The 15,197-nt window shown below is 57.4% G+C and carries 16 protein-coding genes, 1 pseudogene and 1 other annotated feature; of the genes and pseudogenes, 14 read left to right on the plus strand and 3 right to left on the minus strand.

The annotated features are described in order from the left end of the window. Positions 1-7: 7 nt before the first annotated feature. Positions 8-1,081: a non-homologous end joining protein Ku gene (gene ku, locus PSAB_RS05090; protein ID WP_025333498.1), complete on the minus strand. Its 1,074-nt coding sequence runs from the start codon at positions 1,079-1,081 to the stop codon at positions 8-10. Positions 1,082-1,348: 267 nt separating this feature from the next. Between ku and PSAB_RS05095 the strand changes: the two genes are divergently transcribed. After that, complete coding sequence (locus PSAB_RS05095; RefSeq protein ID WP_025333499.1) at positions 1,349-1,531, plus strand: hypothetical protein; 183 nt, start codon at positions 1,349-1,351, stop codon at positions 1,529-1,531. A gap of 81 nt (positions 1,532-1,612) precedes the next feature. Continuing rightward, entirely contained in the window at positions 1,613-1,798 is a 186-nt protein-coding gene (locus tag PSAB_RS05100) for an H-type small acid-soluble spore protein (RefSeq protein ID WP_025333500.1), read from the plus strand. 84 nt (positions 1,799-1,882) lie between these two features. Here the strand turns inward: PSAB_RS05100 and PSAB_RS05105 are convergent, their stop codons facing one another. Continuing rightward, positions 1,883-3,166: an MFS transporter gene (locus PSAB_RS05105; RefSeq protein ID WP_025333501.1), complete on the minus strand. Its 1,284-nt coding sequence runs from the start codon at positions 3,164-3,166 to the stop codon at positions 1,883-1,885. Between the two features lie 156 nt (positions 3,167-3,322). Here PSAB_RS05105 and PSAB_RS05110 point away from each other — a divergent pair, with 156 nt between their 5' ends. The 7 genes and pseudogenes from PSAB_RS05110 to PSAB_RS05140 form a co-directional block, all read left to right on the plus strand. Next, the gene (locus tag PSAB_RS05110; RefSeq protein ID WP_025333502.1) at positions 3,323-4,318 is read left to right on the plus strand and encodes a DMT family transporter; all 996 of its coding nucleotides are present in this window, start codon (positions 3,323-3,325) and stop codon (positions 4,316-4,318) included. Between the two features lie 119 nt (positions 4,319-4,437). Then, positions 4,438-4,920: a tRNA (adenosine(37)-N6)-threonylcarbamoyltransferase complex ATPase subunit type 1 TsaE gene (gene tsaE, locus PSAB_RS05115; protein ID WP_025333503.1), complete on the plus strand. Its 483-nt coding sequence runs from the start codon at positions 4,438-4,440 to the stop codon at positions 4,918-4,920. 6 nt (positions 4,921-4,926) lie between these two features. Then, complete coding sequence (gene tsaB, locus PSAB_RS05120) at positions 4,927-5,757, plus strand: tRNA (adenosine(37)-N6)-threonylcarbamoyltransferase complex dimerization subunit type 1 TsaB (protein WP_025333504.1); 831 nt, start codon at positions 4,927-4,929, stop codon at positions 5,755-5,757. Beyond that, positions 5,754-6,248: a ribosomal protein S18-alanine N-acetyltransferase gene (gene rimI / locus PSAB_RS05125; RefSeq protein WP_038595577.1), complete on the plus strand. Its 495-nt coding sequence runs from the start codon at positions 5,754-5,756 to the stop codon at positions 6,246-6,248. The genes tsaB and rimI overlap by 4 nt, the downstream gene beginning before the upstream one ends. 37 nt (positions 6,249-6,285) lie before the next feature. Next, a complete protein-coding gene (gene tsaD, locus PSAB_RS05130) occupies positions 6,286-7,335 on the plus strand; it encodes a tRNA (adenosine(37)-N6)-threonylcarbamoyltransferase complex transferase subunit TsaD (RefSeq protein WP_025333505.1) in 1,050 nt (349 codons plus the stop codon). Between the two features lie 42 nt (positions 7,336-7,377). After that, positions 7,378-7,732 (plus strand) — a binding site (T-box leader). Between the two features lie 76 nt (positions 7,733-7,808). Beyond that, entirely contained in the window at positions 7,809-8,072 is a 264-nt protein-coding gene (locus PSAB_RS05135; protein ID WP_025333506.1) for a hypothetical protein, read from the plus strand. A gap of 117 nt (positions 8,073-8,189) precedes the next feature. Continuing rightward, positions 8,190-9,359: pseudogene (locus PSAB_RS05140) on the plus strand (2-isopropylmalate synthase); the annotation flags it as partial. Between the two features lie 618 nt (positions 9,360-9,977). Here PSAB_RS05140 and PSAB_RS05145 read toward each other — a convergent pair. Further along, positions 9,978-11,939 (minus strand): ABC-F family ATP-binding cassette domain-containing protein, encoded by a 1,962-nt coding sequence (locus PSAB_RS05145; protein ID WP_025333507.1) that lies wholly within the window; start codon positions 11,937-11,939, stop codon positions 9,978-9,980. Positions 11,940-12,246: 307 nt separating this feature from the next. Here PSAB_RS05145 and PSAB_RS05150 point away from each other — a divergent pair, with 307 nt between their 5' ends. From PSAB_RS05150 to tatC, 5 genes are all read left to right on the plus strand, one after another. Beyond that, complete coding sequence (locus PSAB_RS05150) at positions 12,247-12,894, plus strand: 5-formyltetrahydrofolate cyclo-ligase (RefSeq protein ID WP_025333508.1); 648 nt, start codon at positions 12,247-12,249, stop codon at positions 12,892-12,894. Next, complete coding sequence (gene moaC / locus PSAB_RS05155) at positions 12,891-13,367, plus strand: cyclic pyranopterin monophosphate synthase MoaC (protein WP_025333509.1); 477 nt, start codon at positions 12,891-12,893, stop codon at positions 13,365-13,367. Before PSAB_RS05150 ends, moaC begins: the two co-directional genes overlap by 4 nt. Before the next feature lie 41 nt (positions 13,368-13,408). Further along, positions 13,409-13,894: a MogA/MoaB family molybdenum cofactor biosynthesis protein gene (locus PSAB_RS05160; protein WP_025333510.1), complete on the plus strand. Its 486-nt coding sequence runs from the start codon at positions 13,409-13,411 to the stop codon at positions 13,892-13,894. Positions 13,895-14,054: 160 nt separating this feature from the next. After that, entirely contained in the window at positions 14,055-14,291 is a 237-nt protein-coding gene (gene tatA, locus PSAB_RS05165; protein WP_025333511.1) for a twin-arginine translocase TatA/TatE family subunit, read from the plus strand. A 142-nt stretch (positions 14,292-14,433) separates the two neighbouring features. Continuing rightward, on the plus strand, positions 14,434-15,183 hold the full coding sequence (tatC, locus tag PSAB_RS05170; protein ID WP_038596572.1) for a twin-arginine translocase subunit TatC: 750 nt from the start codon (positions 14,434-14,436) through the stop codon (positions 15,181-15,183). The last annotated feature ends 14 nt before the right edge of the window (positions 15,184-15,197 follow it).

Genomic DNA, 15,197 nt, shown 5'->3' on the forward strand with positions numbered 1-15,197 from the left:
CCCCGCCCTAGGATACCGTTTGCTTGTTCTTCGCGCTGCGGCGCTTCGGCTTGGGCGCAATGACAGGCGCCGGGGAAGAAGCCTCAGCTGCTCCGCCTGCCGGCACAGCGCTTCCGGCTGCCGGAGCGTCCTTAGCTCCGGCGGCCTTCGCCGCAGGCCCGGCGATTCCCGCAGCTGGTTCTCCCGCGCCGGCTCCGCTTTTGTCTGCGGCCGTGGCCCCGGCAGCTTTCCCAGCGGATTTCTTCCGCCCGCCCGCCGCTTTACGGGGTTTGGCGGCAGGGGTGGTCGCCGGGCTGCCCGGATCGGACGGAATGTGCTGAACGGCCTCAATGCTCGCTTGGAGCGCGGCCATCAGATCGATGACATTCGTCTCCTGCCTAGCCGGAGCAATGCGGATTTCCTCGCCGGCCACTTTGCTGGAGATCAGGTCAAGCATCCGCTTGCGGTAATCATCCGTGTATTTACCCGGCTCAAACGGCGTCGACAGCTGAGAGATGAGCAGCTTGGCCATATCCAGCTCCTTATCGTTCACCGCGCCGGCTTCCGGCAGACTCGGCACCTGGGATACCGGCCGGATCTCATCCGGGTAGAACATCGTCTCGATCGATAAGCAGTTCTCCAGAACGCGGATCGCGGCCAGGCTGCTTTTGGAGCGGATCGATATTTTGGCGACGCCGATTTTCCCGGTTTGGCGCATCGCCTCCATCAACAGCCGGTAAGCGCCCGCCCCGGCCTGATCGGGTGACAAATAATACGTTTTTTGAAAATAAATCGGGTCAATTTCCTTCAAATCTACAAAGTCGAGGATCGTAATATTCTTGGTGCTCTCTTCCGTGAGCGCGTCCAGCTCGTCTTTCTCGAAAATAACGAATTTGCCCTTCTCATACTCATAGCCTTTGCCGATTTCCTCCCAGGCGACCTCCTTGTCGCACACCGGGCATTTGCGCACATAGGACAGAGGGCTGCCGCAAGCTTTATGAATGTAACGCAGGGAGACATCCTTATCCTCGGTGGCCGAGAACATTTTGACCGGCACATGCACAAGTCCGAAGCTGATGGCGCCTTTCCAAACGGTATGCATCGCATAACACCTCATTTTGTGTAGTATTCGGGCTCTTTCGGGAAGCCCTGCCACGCTTTGAAGATGAAGTTCCCTCGGTATGAATGATCTGAAAAATTCTGCTTTGGCTTAGTATGAACGCCAGCCGTCTTTTTACACCTTGAAGAAATTCGGTTATGCCGCCCGTCTTGGCTGGAATAGATCGAATCGCTGCCGGGGAAAATAACCCTGCCATGGTTTACGCAAATGGATGGCATGGCGCGAAGGGGAATGGAGGCGGGAAAATCGATGTTTCCTGAAAGCGGATGGCAGGATCAGGAAGGGGATCCCGAGATCAGCGGGACGGCCGTGAACTGGGAAGAGCTTACCGCGCCGCGCTCCGAGGACGAGATTGTTCCCGGAACGGATAATCTGGATGCTGACCGGACGATTGGCGGTCTGGCGCCGGAAGAGCGGGATGAGCTGAAATAAGGCTCTGAATAAAAACACTGTAATGATAGCGGACAATAGGGCTAGGCATTCAGCATTCTGACAAAAGGGAGGAAGATGACGATGGATATACAGCGTGCGCAGGATATTTTTGCTTCTAAGGACAACATTGCCGTACATCTGGACGGAGAACCGGTATGGATCGAGCGTGTGGATGCGGCCAATGGCATGGCGACCGTCCAGGTCGGTTCGCGTCCAACCGATGTACAGACGGTCGGCGTCGACCGGCTGGAAGAGCAGAAGCGTTAGCCGTCTATGTAACCTTGGCGGTTCAAGCAAAAAGCCCGCGCCGAGAACGCGCGGGCTTTTTGCTTGCCGAAATGTTCTGCCATGTTACTGCCTGATGAACCAGGCGCTGACAACCCCTGCCGCCGCCATGCCCACACAGATATAGAGCGCTGCGATACCGCTGCCGGCGGCTTCGCTGAAATAGGCAAGGATAGGGGCTGCGACAGCGCCGCCGCCGTTGCCGAAAATCGTATACATGGAGCTGGACCGGATCGCCGCTTTGGAATCGACCAGTTCGGAAGGCAGCGACCAGAACGGACCGCTGACAATGGATGTTGAAGCGTACGCCAGAATCAGCATGAAACCGAGCCATTTGATGGAAGTATACGGCACGGCGGCAATCGTGATTACCGAGAGCAAAGCGCCGATTAGCAGGACAGGATACCGCCGTCCTTTAAATACAAAGTCCGAAACAATCCCGCCAAGAGGTGCGGTTACGAACGAGACGAAAAAAGTGGCTCCAAGGATCGCGGCCGCTGTCTTATCCGGAATGTTCAGATCGATGGACAGCAGGCGCGGCAGGAAGGAGCTCAGGCCGTAAATCAGCCAGCCGTTGACAAATACATAGACAGCGGCGGCCCAGACTCTTGACCGGCGCAGCGCTTCTTTCATTGTTTTGGGCTTGATATACTTTGAATTTCCTGTGGCCGTTCCGGGATTCTGCCCGGAGGCGCCGCTGCCCCCCAGCAGCTGGTCAATCGAGGACACGCCGGGATAGACCTCATTCAAGCCTTTTACCGTGAAGAACACCACGGCCGCAAGGATCACTCCAGGCACGCAGACCATAATCGCGCTGGCCGTCTGCCAGGATATTCCTGAGTCCGTCAACATCGGGCCAACAATGGAGGGAACGGCAAACCCCACGCCTTGAAAGCCGAACAAAATGCCTGAAGCGATCCCTCTTTGCCGGGTAGGGAACCATACGGAAGTCCCGCCGACGATCGCGCCGATGATCAGCCCGCCCGAGATGCCCTGAATGAAGCGCAGCGCCAGTATGCCGAAGTAGCTGTCTCCCGCAACCGGAAATAGCAGAGTAGCGACCGTATCGATCAGAATACCGGCTGTGACGGTTCTACGTGGGCCCCATTTGGCTCCCCAAGCCCCTCCGATGAGGGGAAAGAGGGTATACGCGATCATGGACGAGGTGATCAGAAGGGTAACCTCCGTCGCCGAAATTTTCCATCCCCTTTGAATGGTAATTCCGAATACGGAAATCAATTGCAGGCTCATAAAAAAATGGGCAAAAACAATGACATGGACGAATAATACGTACCAGCGATAGACAGGGGGAGCATCGAGTTTCTTTACAGTAATCGCCAGTTGGCTCAAATGCTCATCTCCTTTTCAGCAGTATTCAGCATTATCTTTGAAACGAATATTGAAAAATTTCATTCTCCTTACTCAAATGCTGTTATAATCTTGTTAACCGTTTTGACGGAACTGAAAAACCGGATTACACATAGAAATGAGCTGATTCACTTGAACTTGAAGCCTCTGCTTTACGGCGTCTGCTCGGCGCTGTTCTTTGCCATCACTTTCGTTCTGAACCGCCGTATGGAGCTGTCCGGGGGAAGCTGGGCGTGGAGCTCCTCGCTGCGGTATTTTTTCACGCTGCCCTTTCTGCTGGCCCTTGTAGCCGGACGCCGGAGATTGAAGCCGCTCCTTAGGGAAATGGCGGACAAGCCTTGGCACTGGCTGCTGTGGGGAACAGTTGGCTTCGGGCTGTTCTACGCCCCGATTACCTTCGCGGCAGCATACGCCCCCGGCTGGCTTACGGCCGGAACATGGCAAATTACGATTATTTCCGGCTCCCTGCTGGCGCCGCTGTTCGTTACCCGGATACAAGGATCTCAAGGATTGATGGTCACAAGGGGCAAAATCCCGCTTCGCGGACTTGGCCTCTCCCTGATTATTCTCGCTGGCGTTGCGCTGCTTCAGCTGGAACATGCGCAGAGGCTGTCGGCCTCACAGGTGCTGCTTGGCATCGTACCCGTTCTCATCGCTTCCTTCGCCTATCCGCTCGGCAACCGCAAGACGATGGAGCTGTGCGGCGGCCGGCTGGACGTCTTCCAGCGCATTCTTGGAATGACGCTGGCCAGCATGCCTTTCTGGGCGCTGGTCGCGCTGCTCGGCTGGAAGGAGGCGGGCCTTCCTTCGGAAGGACAGCTCGTTCAGTCTGCGATTGTCGCGCTTTCATCGGGCGTTGTGGCGACGGTTCTGTTCTTCCGGGCCACTGATATGGTCAGACACAGCATGACGGGACTGGCTGCGGTTGAGGCCACGCAGTCGCTTGAGGTGCTGTTTGCCCTGCTTGGGGAGATGGTCATCCTGTCCGCTCCCGCTCCGGCTGCTATTTCCTGGGCCGGAATTGCCGTTATTATTATTGGCATGGTCTTGCACAGCTTATTCTCCCACTCCAAGCCGAAGAAGGAACGCAAGGGGAAGCGGGGCGAAGTGGAGAGCATTTCCGCGGCGCAGTGACAACCTGGTGTCCTGGGGGCGTGTTGCGGGAAGGCTGTGGGACCGATATAATTAAAAGTATTCAAAATTTCGGACGATAGCTGCGGATACGCCGCTCTGTCAAAGGATGGTTGTTGCAGTTGGAAAATAATCCGGAAGCGGTATTTACCTTTCGCTCCCGCAGCCTGCGGGAGACGGAAGCGCTGGCGCAGGAGCTGGCCTCCGCAGCCGAGCCGGGCTGGGTCATCGGCCTCGACGGCGATTTGGGTGCGGGCAAGACGGCGTTCTCGCAGAGCTTTGCCCGGCATTTGGGCGTTCAGGGCATTGTCAGCAGTCCTACGTTTACGATTATCAAGGAATATGCGGGCCGAGTCCCGCTGTATCATATGGATGTGTACCGGCTCTCGCTTGAGGAAGCGGATGAGCTGGGTCTGGACGAATATTTTTTCGGACAAGGAATTTGTTTGGTGGAATGGAGCAGCATTATCGCGGAGATTATGCCTGAGCGGCATATGCATATCCGCCTGGAGACGACCGGGCCGGAGGAACGCGTGATTACAGTAGCCGGAACCGGAGAGCCTTATGCGGGCGTCTGCCGCGGACTGATACAGAAGTGGGGTTAAGAAAGAATGACGAGTGCAAAAGAACAGCCGCGCAAGCGGTTTTTGGCGTTGGATACGGCGACGGCAACGCTCGGCGTAGCGGTAACAGAAAGCGGCAGCGTGGTGCATGAAATCAATGCGTCGGGAGAACGCAACCATTCCGTGCATCTTCTGCCGATCATCGGGGAGGCATTGCGAGCCTCGGGCGGCGCCGAAATGCTGCAAGGCATCACTGTCGGCGTAGGCCCGGGCTCCTATACGGGAACCCGGATTGCCGTGACGGCGGCCAAGTCGCTGGCGTGGAGCTGGAAGCTTCCCGTCGCCGGCGTGTCCACCCTTCAGGCGCTGGCCTGGGGCGGCTGGAATGCCGGTACGGGAAGCCCGGAGGACGCCGCCTCAGGCGTCCGGCCCGGAGAGGGCTTCGGGCCGGACTGGATTGTTCCGCTGCTCGACGCCCGGCGCGGACAGGCTTATACGGCGCTGTTCGCCGCGCAAGGCGGAGACGCGCCTCGGCGTCTGGCGCCGGACTCGATCCGCCTCATGGCGGATTGGGTGCGGTCACTTGCCGAGCGTCTGGAGGCTGCCAAGGCGCAGGGGGAGTCTCCCCGCCGCCTGTGGTTTGTCGGCGAGACGGCGGTACATGGCGGCGAGGAATCACTGAAGCCGCTGGAGGGAGCCGCCGAGCTGCACGCTCAGCCTTATGAGCTGGAAGGGCGCTGGATCGGATTTCTCGGGGAAGCTCGGCATGCGTCGGGGGACACCGACGACGTGCACAGCCTGATCCCGAATTATACGCAGCTTGCGGAAGCGGAAGCGAATTTGCTTAAAGCCGGCAAAGGGGGCGTGAAATCGAGATGATGGAAGCTGAACCGGCAAAAGGGCGGGAAGAAGGCCTTGTTTTTCGGCTCATGAAAGTGGAGGATATCCCCGATATTCTGGTGATCGAACGGGAAGCCTTTACAATGCCCTGGACGGAGGAAGCCTTCCGCAATGAGCTGACGCATAATCATTTTGCCAAATATATGGTGATGGAATATGAAGGACGCATTATCGGTTACGCGGGAATGTGGGCGATTGTGGACGAAGCGCATGTGACGAACATTGCCCTGCTTGAGGAATACCGGGGTCGCAAATGGGGCGAAAGGCTGCTGGATGAGCTGATGAGAACCGCCTCCTATCTCGGGATGAAGTCAATCACGCTGGAAGTGCGGGTATCAAACGACATCGCCCAGAATTTGTACCGCAAAAAGGGCTTTCGCCCTGCCGGACTCCGCAAAGGATATTACTCCGACAACCGCGAGGATGCAATGATCATGTGGGCGGATCTGCCGTCTTACCTGGAGATATAAGAGTGAACAGGTTCATGGAAGGAAGAGTGGAATTAAAATGAAGGACGAAACGGGCGCTCAGAAGCCTGTCTATATATTGGCGATCGAGACGAGCTGCGACGAGACGTCGGCGGCTGTTGTAAAAGACGGCTGGGAGGTGCTGTCGAACATCATCTCCAGCCAGATCGAGACCCACCGCGCGTTCGGCGGGGTAGTGCCCGAAGTGGCCTCCCGCAAGCATGTGGAAGTTATTACCCTTATCGTTGAAGAGGCGCTTGCCCAGGCGGAAATAACGCCGGATAAGCTTGACGCGGTGGCGGTCACACAGGGGCCGGGACTGGTCGGCGCGCTGCTGGTCGGGGTAGTGGCGGCCAAGGCGCTGGCGCTGGCCTGGAACAAGCCGCTGATCGGAACGCATCATATCGCCGGGCATATTTACGCGGCGCGTCTGGTGAAGGAGCTGGAATATCCGGCGCTGGCGCTGGTCGCTTCCGGAGGGCATACGGAGCTGGTCAGCCTGGAATCGGAAGGGCGATTCAAGATCATCGGCCGCACACGGGATGACGCCGTCGGCGAGGCTTACGACAAGGTGGCCCGTGCGCTCGGGTTCCCTTATCCCGGTGGTCCGCATGTGGACAAGCTGGCCCATGAAGCGGCGGAAGCGGCTGCGCTTCCCCGGGTGTGGCTCGAGCCGGACTCCTATGATTTCAGCCTCAGCGGCCTGAAGTCGGCCGTGCTGAATCTGGTGAACCAGAGCCGGATGAAGGGGCAGGAGCCCGATGCGGCGGCTATCGCCCGGGGGTTTCAGGAGTCCGTCGTTGAAGTGCTGGTCGAAAAAGCGGTTCGTGCCGTCCGTGCCACGGGCGCCCGGCAGCTGCTGCTCTGCGGCGGCGTCGCTGCGAACCGGGGCCTCCGCGAAGCGCTGACCGCACGCTGCGGGAAAGAGGGCATCGAGCTGATTATTCCTCCCGCCGTCTTCTGCACCGATAACGCCGCCATGATCGGCGCCGCGGCCTATACGAAGTGGCTGCATGACGGAGGAACGCCGCTGGATATGGTAGCCGATCCCGGCTTCTCTCTCGAACATTGGTCGGTACAAACCTCTTGACAGCAGGGAAGTCCGGCGCGTATAATTTTGGCAATCATAACGATAAACGCGATGATCGGAAACAGTAAGGTTAATTCCGGGGATGAAGAGAGCTGCGGGTAGGTGCGACGCAGCCGAAGGAGACCTGAACTCGTCCGGGAGCGGAGCGGCGGAATCACGTATGTCAGGCTTAAGCTGATCAGCTGACTTACGTTAACCGGCAGTGCACGGCCGGTGGGCAGTACGCCGTTACGGGGCGTTCCCGTGATAGAACGGTCATTCGAATGGGGTAAGCCCTCAGGCTTAACCGGACCTCGGATGACGGCAAAGGGGATATTTCGATGAAGCCGCCTTAAGCGCGCCGAGCCGAAATATCAACAAGAGTGGTACCGCGAAGGCACAGCCTGTCGTCTCTTGAAGAGACGGCGGGCTTTTTTTGTTTTAAATAATAGCTGAAAGTGTATAACGCGATGAACGGGAGCAGTAGAAGGAAGATGGCAGGCAGAGAGCTGCGGGTCGGTGCGACGCAGCGGCCATCTCCTTTGAATCTCGCCCGGGAGCGGAGCGGCGGAAACCGCGGCTTGCAGCCCTGCCCATTGGAATCCCGGATTGGCCATCCGGATATCCGGGAGGCAGGCCAGGCGGCGGCGCGTACGCAGCTTACGGATCGTCCCCGTTACCGGACCTTCTCTGATAAGACGCGCTCTCCAATGGAGGGCGCTATAAGAGAAGATGAGCTGGACGCAGCCGGGGACTGAACAGATTCCCGTACAGGCGCGTCAAGAAGAGTGGTACCGCGGAGGGGAAACCCGCCGTCTCTTTGGAGGAGACGGCGGGTTTTTGCGTTTTAATCTAACAATCGGGAGGAATTTATAATGACCATACAGAACCGAAAGAAGATTCACATCTTTGATACGACGCTCAGAGACGGAGAGCAGGCGCCGGGAGCAAGCTTGACCCCGGAGCAAAAAATCATGCTCGCAGGCAAGCTCGCCGAGCTTGGGGTAGATGTAATGGAGCCGGGATTTCCGGTATCCAGCCCAGGTGATTTTGCGGCGGTGCAGGAGATTTCCCGCCAAATCCGGAACGTCGAGATTTGCGGCTTTGCCAGGGCCGTCAGAGGCGATATTGATGCCGCCGTCAAGGCGACGCAGGACGCGGAGAGACGGCGCATCCATCTGTTTATCTCGTCGTCCGACATTCATCTGCGCCACCAGCTGCGCAAGAGCCGGGGAGAAGTCGTGGCGACGGCGAGGGAAATGACAGCCTACGCCCGGCAGTTCTGCGATACCGTGGAGTTTACGGCCATGGACGCCGCGCGGACAGGTATCGACGACCTGATTGAAATGGTCGAGGCTGTCATTGAGGAAGGCGCGACCATTATCAATCTGCCGGATACCGTCGGCTACGCGCTGCCGCAGGAATACGGCGAGATGTTCCGCCGGGTGCGGCTGGGAGCCAGAGGCGGCGATAAGGTCAGCTACAGCGCCCACTGCCATAACGATCTAGGCCTGGCCGTCGCCAACAGCCTTGCTGCGATTGCCGGAGGCGCGACGCAGATTGAAGTCACCGTAAATGGGATCGGCGAGCGGACGGGAAACTGCGCACTGGAAGAGCTGGCGATGGCGCTGGAAACCCGGGGAGAGGCGCTGAACGCAGCTTCGGGGCTGGCCTTGAACAAGCTGTACGAAACTTCGCGCCTGGTCAGCGAGACGATGCATTTTCCAGTTGCCTACAACAAGCCGGTTATCGGCCGGAACGCCTTCCAGCATGAATCGGGCATTCATCAGGACGGGCTGCTCAAAGACCGCAGCACCTATGAGATCATGGACCCGGAACGCCTCGGCATCCCCCGCAGCATGATCGTCCTTGGCAAGCATTCGGGACGGCACGCGCTCAAGGACCGGGCTGCTCAATACGGCATCACCCTGGAGCCGGCCGAACTGGAGAAGGTGTACGAATTGTTCAAGGCGGCGGCAGACCGCCAAAAGACGGTCAGTGATGAAGAGCTGCTGGAGCTGGTCAAACAGACCACCGGACACCAGGGCCAAGAGGTATAATCGGGGCGAGGTTCAAGGCGTTAGCAAAGGGGATCGGCGCCAGGCTCCGATCAGGCAAGGTTATCTTGCAGGGGATCGGCTTGAAGCGAAGCGCACACGTGCTGTACAAGGGAGGTGGCGGCCAGCTGAAGAAATGACCGTGGCTATTTCCCAGGGAATGAACAATAAAGCCGATGTTTTGCGTGGCTGGAGCTGCGTTCGCTGGGAGGGAAGCGATTGGGGCAAAGCCGCCGCAAGTGTTTCGACCCGCTGCCCTTCACAGGTCGGCGGGTTCTTTTTTTGGCATAAATCGAGTTATAGTTCAAGAGGGATGTAATTTGTCAAGCTGTGGACAAGGTTATCCACATATTCCGCCGAATCTGTGTAAAAACTGTGTAAGATCAGCAATCAAGCATCTTTTTTTAATCCCCGGAACAGGGCATAAGTTTTCAACAGAAAGATATAAAAAATGTGGATAATGTGGATAATGCGGTGGATAAAAAAGTCCTTGACAGCGCGAACAGCGATTTGACGCAAAAAAAAGGGCCCAAAGGCCCTTTTTTTGGTAATAGTTATACACGATATTTGGGGACAACCCTGTGGACAATCTATTAGGATCTGATCCTAATTTGTAGCGTCCGCGAGAATTTCCCATTCGCCAAAAAACTCAGCGAGCCGCTGTTTTTTTTCATTCAAATCCCGTTCATGCTCCTGCAGCGCCACGTAATCCTGATAGATTTCCGGCTTGGTCATCTCTGTTTCGACAACCGCGATCTCTTCCTCCAGCTTGGCGATGGATTCCTCCAGTTCGGCCAGCCGGCGCTGACGGTTCCGCTCCTCACGTTTGGCCTGCTTATCCGTTTCATATGAAGCGGCGCCTCCTTTGTCGGAAGCGGGGGCCGGACCTTTATCGGTGCCGCCCACAGGAGTGGTTGCAACACTGACGGCATCCTCGCTGGCGAGATCCTCCAGCTCTCCTTTTTTGGCAACATAGTCGTCGTAATTTCCGAGATACGGGTCGATTCCGCCCGGATGAAGCTCGAGCACGCGCTCAGCCATTTTGTTCAGGAAGTAACGGTCATGTGATATAAAGAGCAGGGTTCCTTCAAAGTCGATCAGCGCCGATTCGAGCACCTCGCGGCTGACAAGGTCGAGATGGTTGGTCGGTTCGTCGAGAATGAGCATATTGGCGCCCCGCAGCATCAGCTTCGAGAGCGCAACCCGGGCTTTTTCACCGCCGCTGAGGGCGGCTATTCTCTTCTGAACATCCTCGCCGCTGAACAGGAAGTTGCCGAGTATCGTCCGGATTCGCGCCTCCTCCAGCATCGGATATTCGCTCCAGAGTTCCTCCAGCACCGTATTTTTCGGGTTCAGCCGGGTCTGTTCCTGGTCGTAATAGCCGATTTTGACCTTGGTTCCCCAGGTCACGCTTCCGGCGGAAGGCTCGCGGGAGCCGATCAGGCATTGCAGCAGCGTCGACTTGCCGATACCGTTCGGACCGACCAGAGCGGCCGTCTCGCCCCGGCGAAGCTCGAAGGATGCGTTTTTGAACAGAGGATCGCCCTCTGCGAAGGCTACGGCGACTTCCCTGACCTGCAGCACTTCCTTGCCGGAATGGAACGAGGGCTCGAAGGAGAAGTTCGCTTTTTTCAGATCGCCGAGCGGCCGTTCGATCCGATCCATCTTCTCCAGCGCCTTGCGCCGGCTCTGCGCCCGTTTGGTTGTGGAGGCCCGCACGATGTTGCGCTGCACGAATTCCTCCATCTTGGCGATCTCGTCCTGCTGCTTCTCGTACTGTTTGAGCCTGCTCTCATACTCCGCGGCCTTGAGATCCACATAGCGGCTGTAATTGCCTGTATACCGGCGGGACTCATGGCGTTCGATTTCCACAATGGCCGTCACCAGCCGGTCAAGAAAATAGCGGTCATGGGATACGACGAGGATGCCGCCGGAATACCCGCGCAGATAGTCCTCCAGCCAGGTCAGCGTTTCGATGTCCAGATGGTTGGTCGGTTCGTCCAGCATCAGCAGGTCAGGAGCCTGAAGCAGAATGCGGGCGAGCGCGAGGCGGGTCTTCTGCCCGCCGCTCAAGGTCGAAATCGGCGTGTCGGGAGGGAAATCCCCGAAGCCCATTCCGTGGAGTACGCTGCGGATGCGCGTATTCATTTCGTAGCCGCCGTTGTCCTTGAACCAGTCCGAACGGGTGGAATACCGTTCCAGCAGCTCTTCATACCGCTTCTCGTTCTCAGCCGCAGCCGGGTCGGCAATTTGCTCCTCCAACTGCCGCAGCTCGGCCTCCGCCTCGATCAAGGGGGCGAACACGGCGAGTATTTCCTCCTGAATGGTGCGGTCAGACTGCAGACCGCTGTTCTGCGCTAAATAACCGACGGTTGTTTCCTTGGATTTATAAATTTGACCGGAATCATAGGACAGCTCACCGGCCAATATCTTAAGCAGGGTCGACTTTCCGGCTCCGTTGACGCCGACGAGTCCGACCCGCTCTTTCTCATTTACCTGCAGGTTGATGCCTTCCAGCACGGGCTGGATGCCGTATAATTTCGTGATACCTGTCGCTTGAAGAAGCATGACAAATGAAACCTCCACCTTATAAGACTTCGCTTGCGGCAGCGATCAACGCCGCTGTATCGCTCATGGACCTTTATTCCTAATCATAGTGTACATGAAAAGACTTTTTTGCGCGAGGTCAAAGGGTTCCGGGGGCGTCTTGGCGAATTCGGAATAACAGTGGTAAACTGGAGATAAGGATTTACCCTGAAATGTAAGACATTATTCCGCTGCCGGCTGTGAGCTATGAGTTACACTTGAAGCGGGAATCTATAATATTATGGTGAACCAAGGATAAAGGCTTGGGCGAATGTAAGGAGGCAAAAGGGTGACACACGCGGACTTGCAGCTTGCCGCCTACAAGCGCGAGCTGCGCCGAAGCGCCGTCTCCGTCCGTGACGGAATCCCTCCGGTACGGAGGGAGGAGTTATCCTCGCTTGTATGCCATCATGCATGGCAGTGGCTGGAGGAGACCGGTGCGGACTCGGTTATGGTGTACGTTCCCTTCCGTTCAGAGCTGGATACGCGCCCACTGATTGAGCGGTGCTGGAAGGCGGGCCGCAGGGTCGTTCTGCCCCGCGTCCATGCCAGTTCCGGGGAGATGACCCTGCACGCCGTAGAATCATGGAGCGAGCTTGAGCCGGGAACGTACGGCATTCCAGAGCCTGCGGAGAGCCTTTCTGCAGTTGAGAAGGGAAGCGAGCCGCCCGTCGTTTTCGTTCCGGGCCTGGCCTTTGATGCCAGGGGAGGCCGGCTTGGCTACGGCCGGGGCTACTACGACCGGCTGCGGGCCCGTCTGTACGGAGCCTCCGCATCAGGTGCGGAGTGGAAATCGGTGTGGGTCGGTCTCGCTTACGGCGCGCAGATCTTGAATGAGGTGCCCATGGAAGCCCATGACGCTTTTATGGACATGCTGATTACCGAGAAAGGAATACTGCATTGCACTGCCGAAGGAAAGGGGATTGACGCAAGATGAAGTTAACGCATTTCAACGGTCAGGGCAGAGCGCGCATGGTTGATGTCAGCGATAAGGAAGTGACCAAGCGCGAAGCTACTGCGAAGAGCAGGGTAACGATGGCGCCGGAAACGCTTGACGCCATCAAAGCCGGAGCCATAGGCAAAGGCGATGTGCTTGCCGTCGCCCAAGTCGCCGGCATTATGGCCGCCAAGAAAACGGCCGACTGGATACCGATGTGCCATCCGCTGCCTTTGACGGGCATCGATATCCGTTTCTCAGACAACACCAAAGATGAACTATATATAGAAGCGACTGTCAAGACCACCGGCAGAACGGGCGTTGAAATGGAAGCCCTGACAGCCGTCTCCGCCGCAGCGCTGACGGTATACGACATGTGCAAGGCGCTGCAGAAAGACATGGTCATCGGGCCGACGCTGCTTGCGTCCAAGACGGGCGGCAAGAACGGCGATTATGCACGGGAAGAAGTGTAGTCCTATCAGTACATAATGAAAACAGAGAGGAAGGAGAACCTATGGCGTGGAAGACAGCAATCCTGACGGCCAGCGACAAGGGGGCTCGGGGCGAGAGGGAGGATACGAGCGCTCAAGTGATCCGCGAGCTGGTGGAGGAGGAGCTTGGAGGGGAGATCGTAGAGTACCGGATTGTCCCCGACGAGCCGGATGAAATTATTGCGGCGCTCATCGAATTGACCGATTACTTTCAGGCCGATCTGGTTCTGACCACAGGCGGTACCGAGCTTGCCATCCGGGATGTGACGCCGGAAGCGACGCGCCGGGTGATCGAACGGGAAGTGCCGGGCATGTCTGAGGCGATGCGGAGTACGGTAATGCAGAAGAACCGCGCCGCCATGCTGTTCCGGGGGATCTGCGGCATCCGCGGCCGGACGCTGATCGTCAATCTGCCGGGCACTCCCAAGGGCGTGCATGAGCATTTGGCCGCCATTATGGATCAGCTGCCGGAGGCGCTGCTGATGGTAACCGGCCAATATCGGCAGTAGGAACTGCGTTCATCGGGAGCTTGCGGCTCCAATTCTCCAAACAACTGCTTCCGTTTGGATTTCGACATACATTACAGATGCAAGTGTGATTTAAGTTATGGTATGATATAGTTGTCGAAAACGGTGTCACGAACGGAACAGGGAACAAGGAGGAATGAACATGTTTAACGGTATTGGGGCTCCGGGCATCATACTGCTTGTCATTCTGGCGCTGCTGCTCTTTGGTCCTAACAAGCTGCCCGAACTGGGCCGCGCAGTCGGAAGGACCTTCCGTGAGTTCAAGGAAGGAACCCGCGATATAATGGCCGACTCCGAGCCGGCGGTCAAGAGCGAGCCGCCCGCGCCGGATCAGGCGCAGAATGCGCCCGCCTCCCTTGAGAAGCGTTTGCCGGAATAAGCAGGTCCGGAATTTTTATAGGTAGAACCAATGCGGAGGCGCCCTCTAAGTCCCCGGACTTTACGGGGTGCCTCTATTTTTTTGAAATAAAATAAGGCTGGCGGCCGGAAGAAGAGGGGCTAATCGCTTGGAACCCGGAAAAATGACGATTGTCGAGCATCTCACGGAGCTGCGCAGAAGAATCATAGCCGTGCTGGTCGTCTTTACCATCGGTCTGGCGGGCGGGCTGTTCTGCGCGAAGCCGGTCTATGAATATCTGATCCATGCCGACCTGGCTCAGGGCTTCGTGCTGCATGCTTTCGCCTTCTGGGACGGCATCGGCATGTATATGAAGATTGCCATGGCCGTGTCGCTGATGGTATCCATCCCTTTCATCGTCTTTCAGCTTTGGGCCTTCGTCAGTCCCGCTCTGCGGCCGGAGGAACGGAGCGCAGCCCTGCGGTATGTGCCGTATGCGCTAATTTTGTTTGTGGCCGGTCTTCTCTTCGCTTATTACATCGTGTTTCCGATGGCACTCTCCTTCACCGTCTCGGTGACGCGCGATCTGGGACTGGAGGAGACGTACGGCATCGCGCAGTATTTCAATTTTATGTTCAGCCTGGTGCTGCCGATGGCGCTGCTGTTCGAGCTGCCGCTGATCGTCATGTTTCTCACCAAGATTCGGCTGCTGAACCCGCTCCGTCTGCGTAAAATGCGCCGCTATGCCTATTTTGCGCTGGTCTTTATCGCCGTCGTCATTACGCCGCCGGATTTCATCTCGGATTTTCTGGTCACTGTTCCTCTGATTGTTCTTTATGAATTCAGCGTATTTCTGTCCGCGGCTGTTTACCGCAAGCAGCTGATCGCCGACGCGGCGCTGGAGGCAAGATACGCCGCGGGAGACCATGCTTGAACGAAGGCTGGGCC

This window comes from Paenibacillus sabinae T27 (assembly GCF_000612505.1).
GTDB lineage: Bacteria > Bacillota > Bacilli > Paenibacillales > Paenibacillaceae > Paenibacillus_AQ > Paenibacillus_AQ sabinae.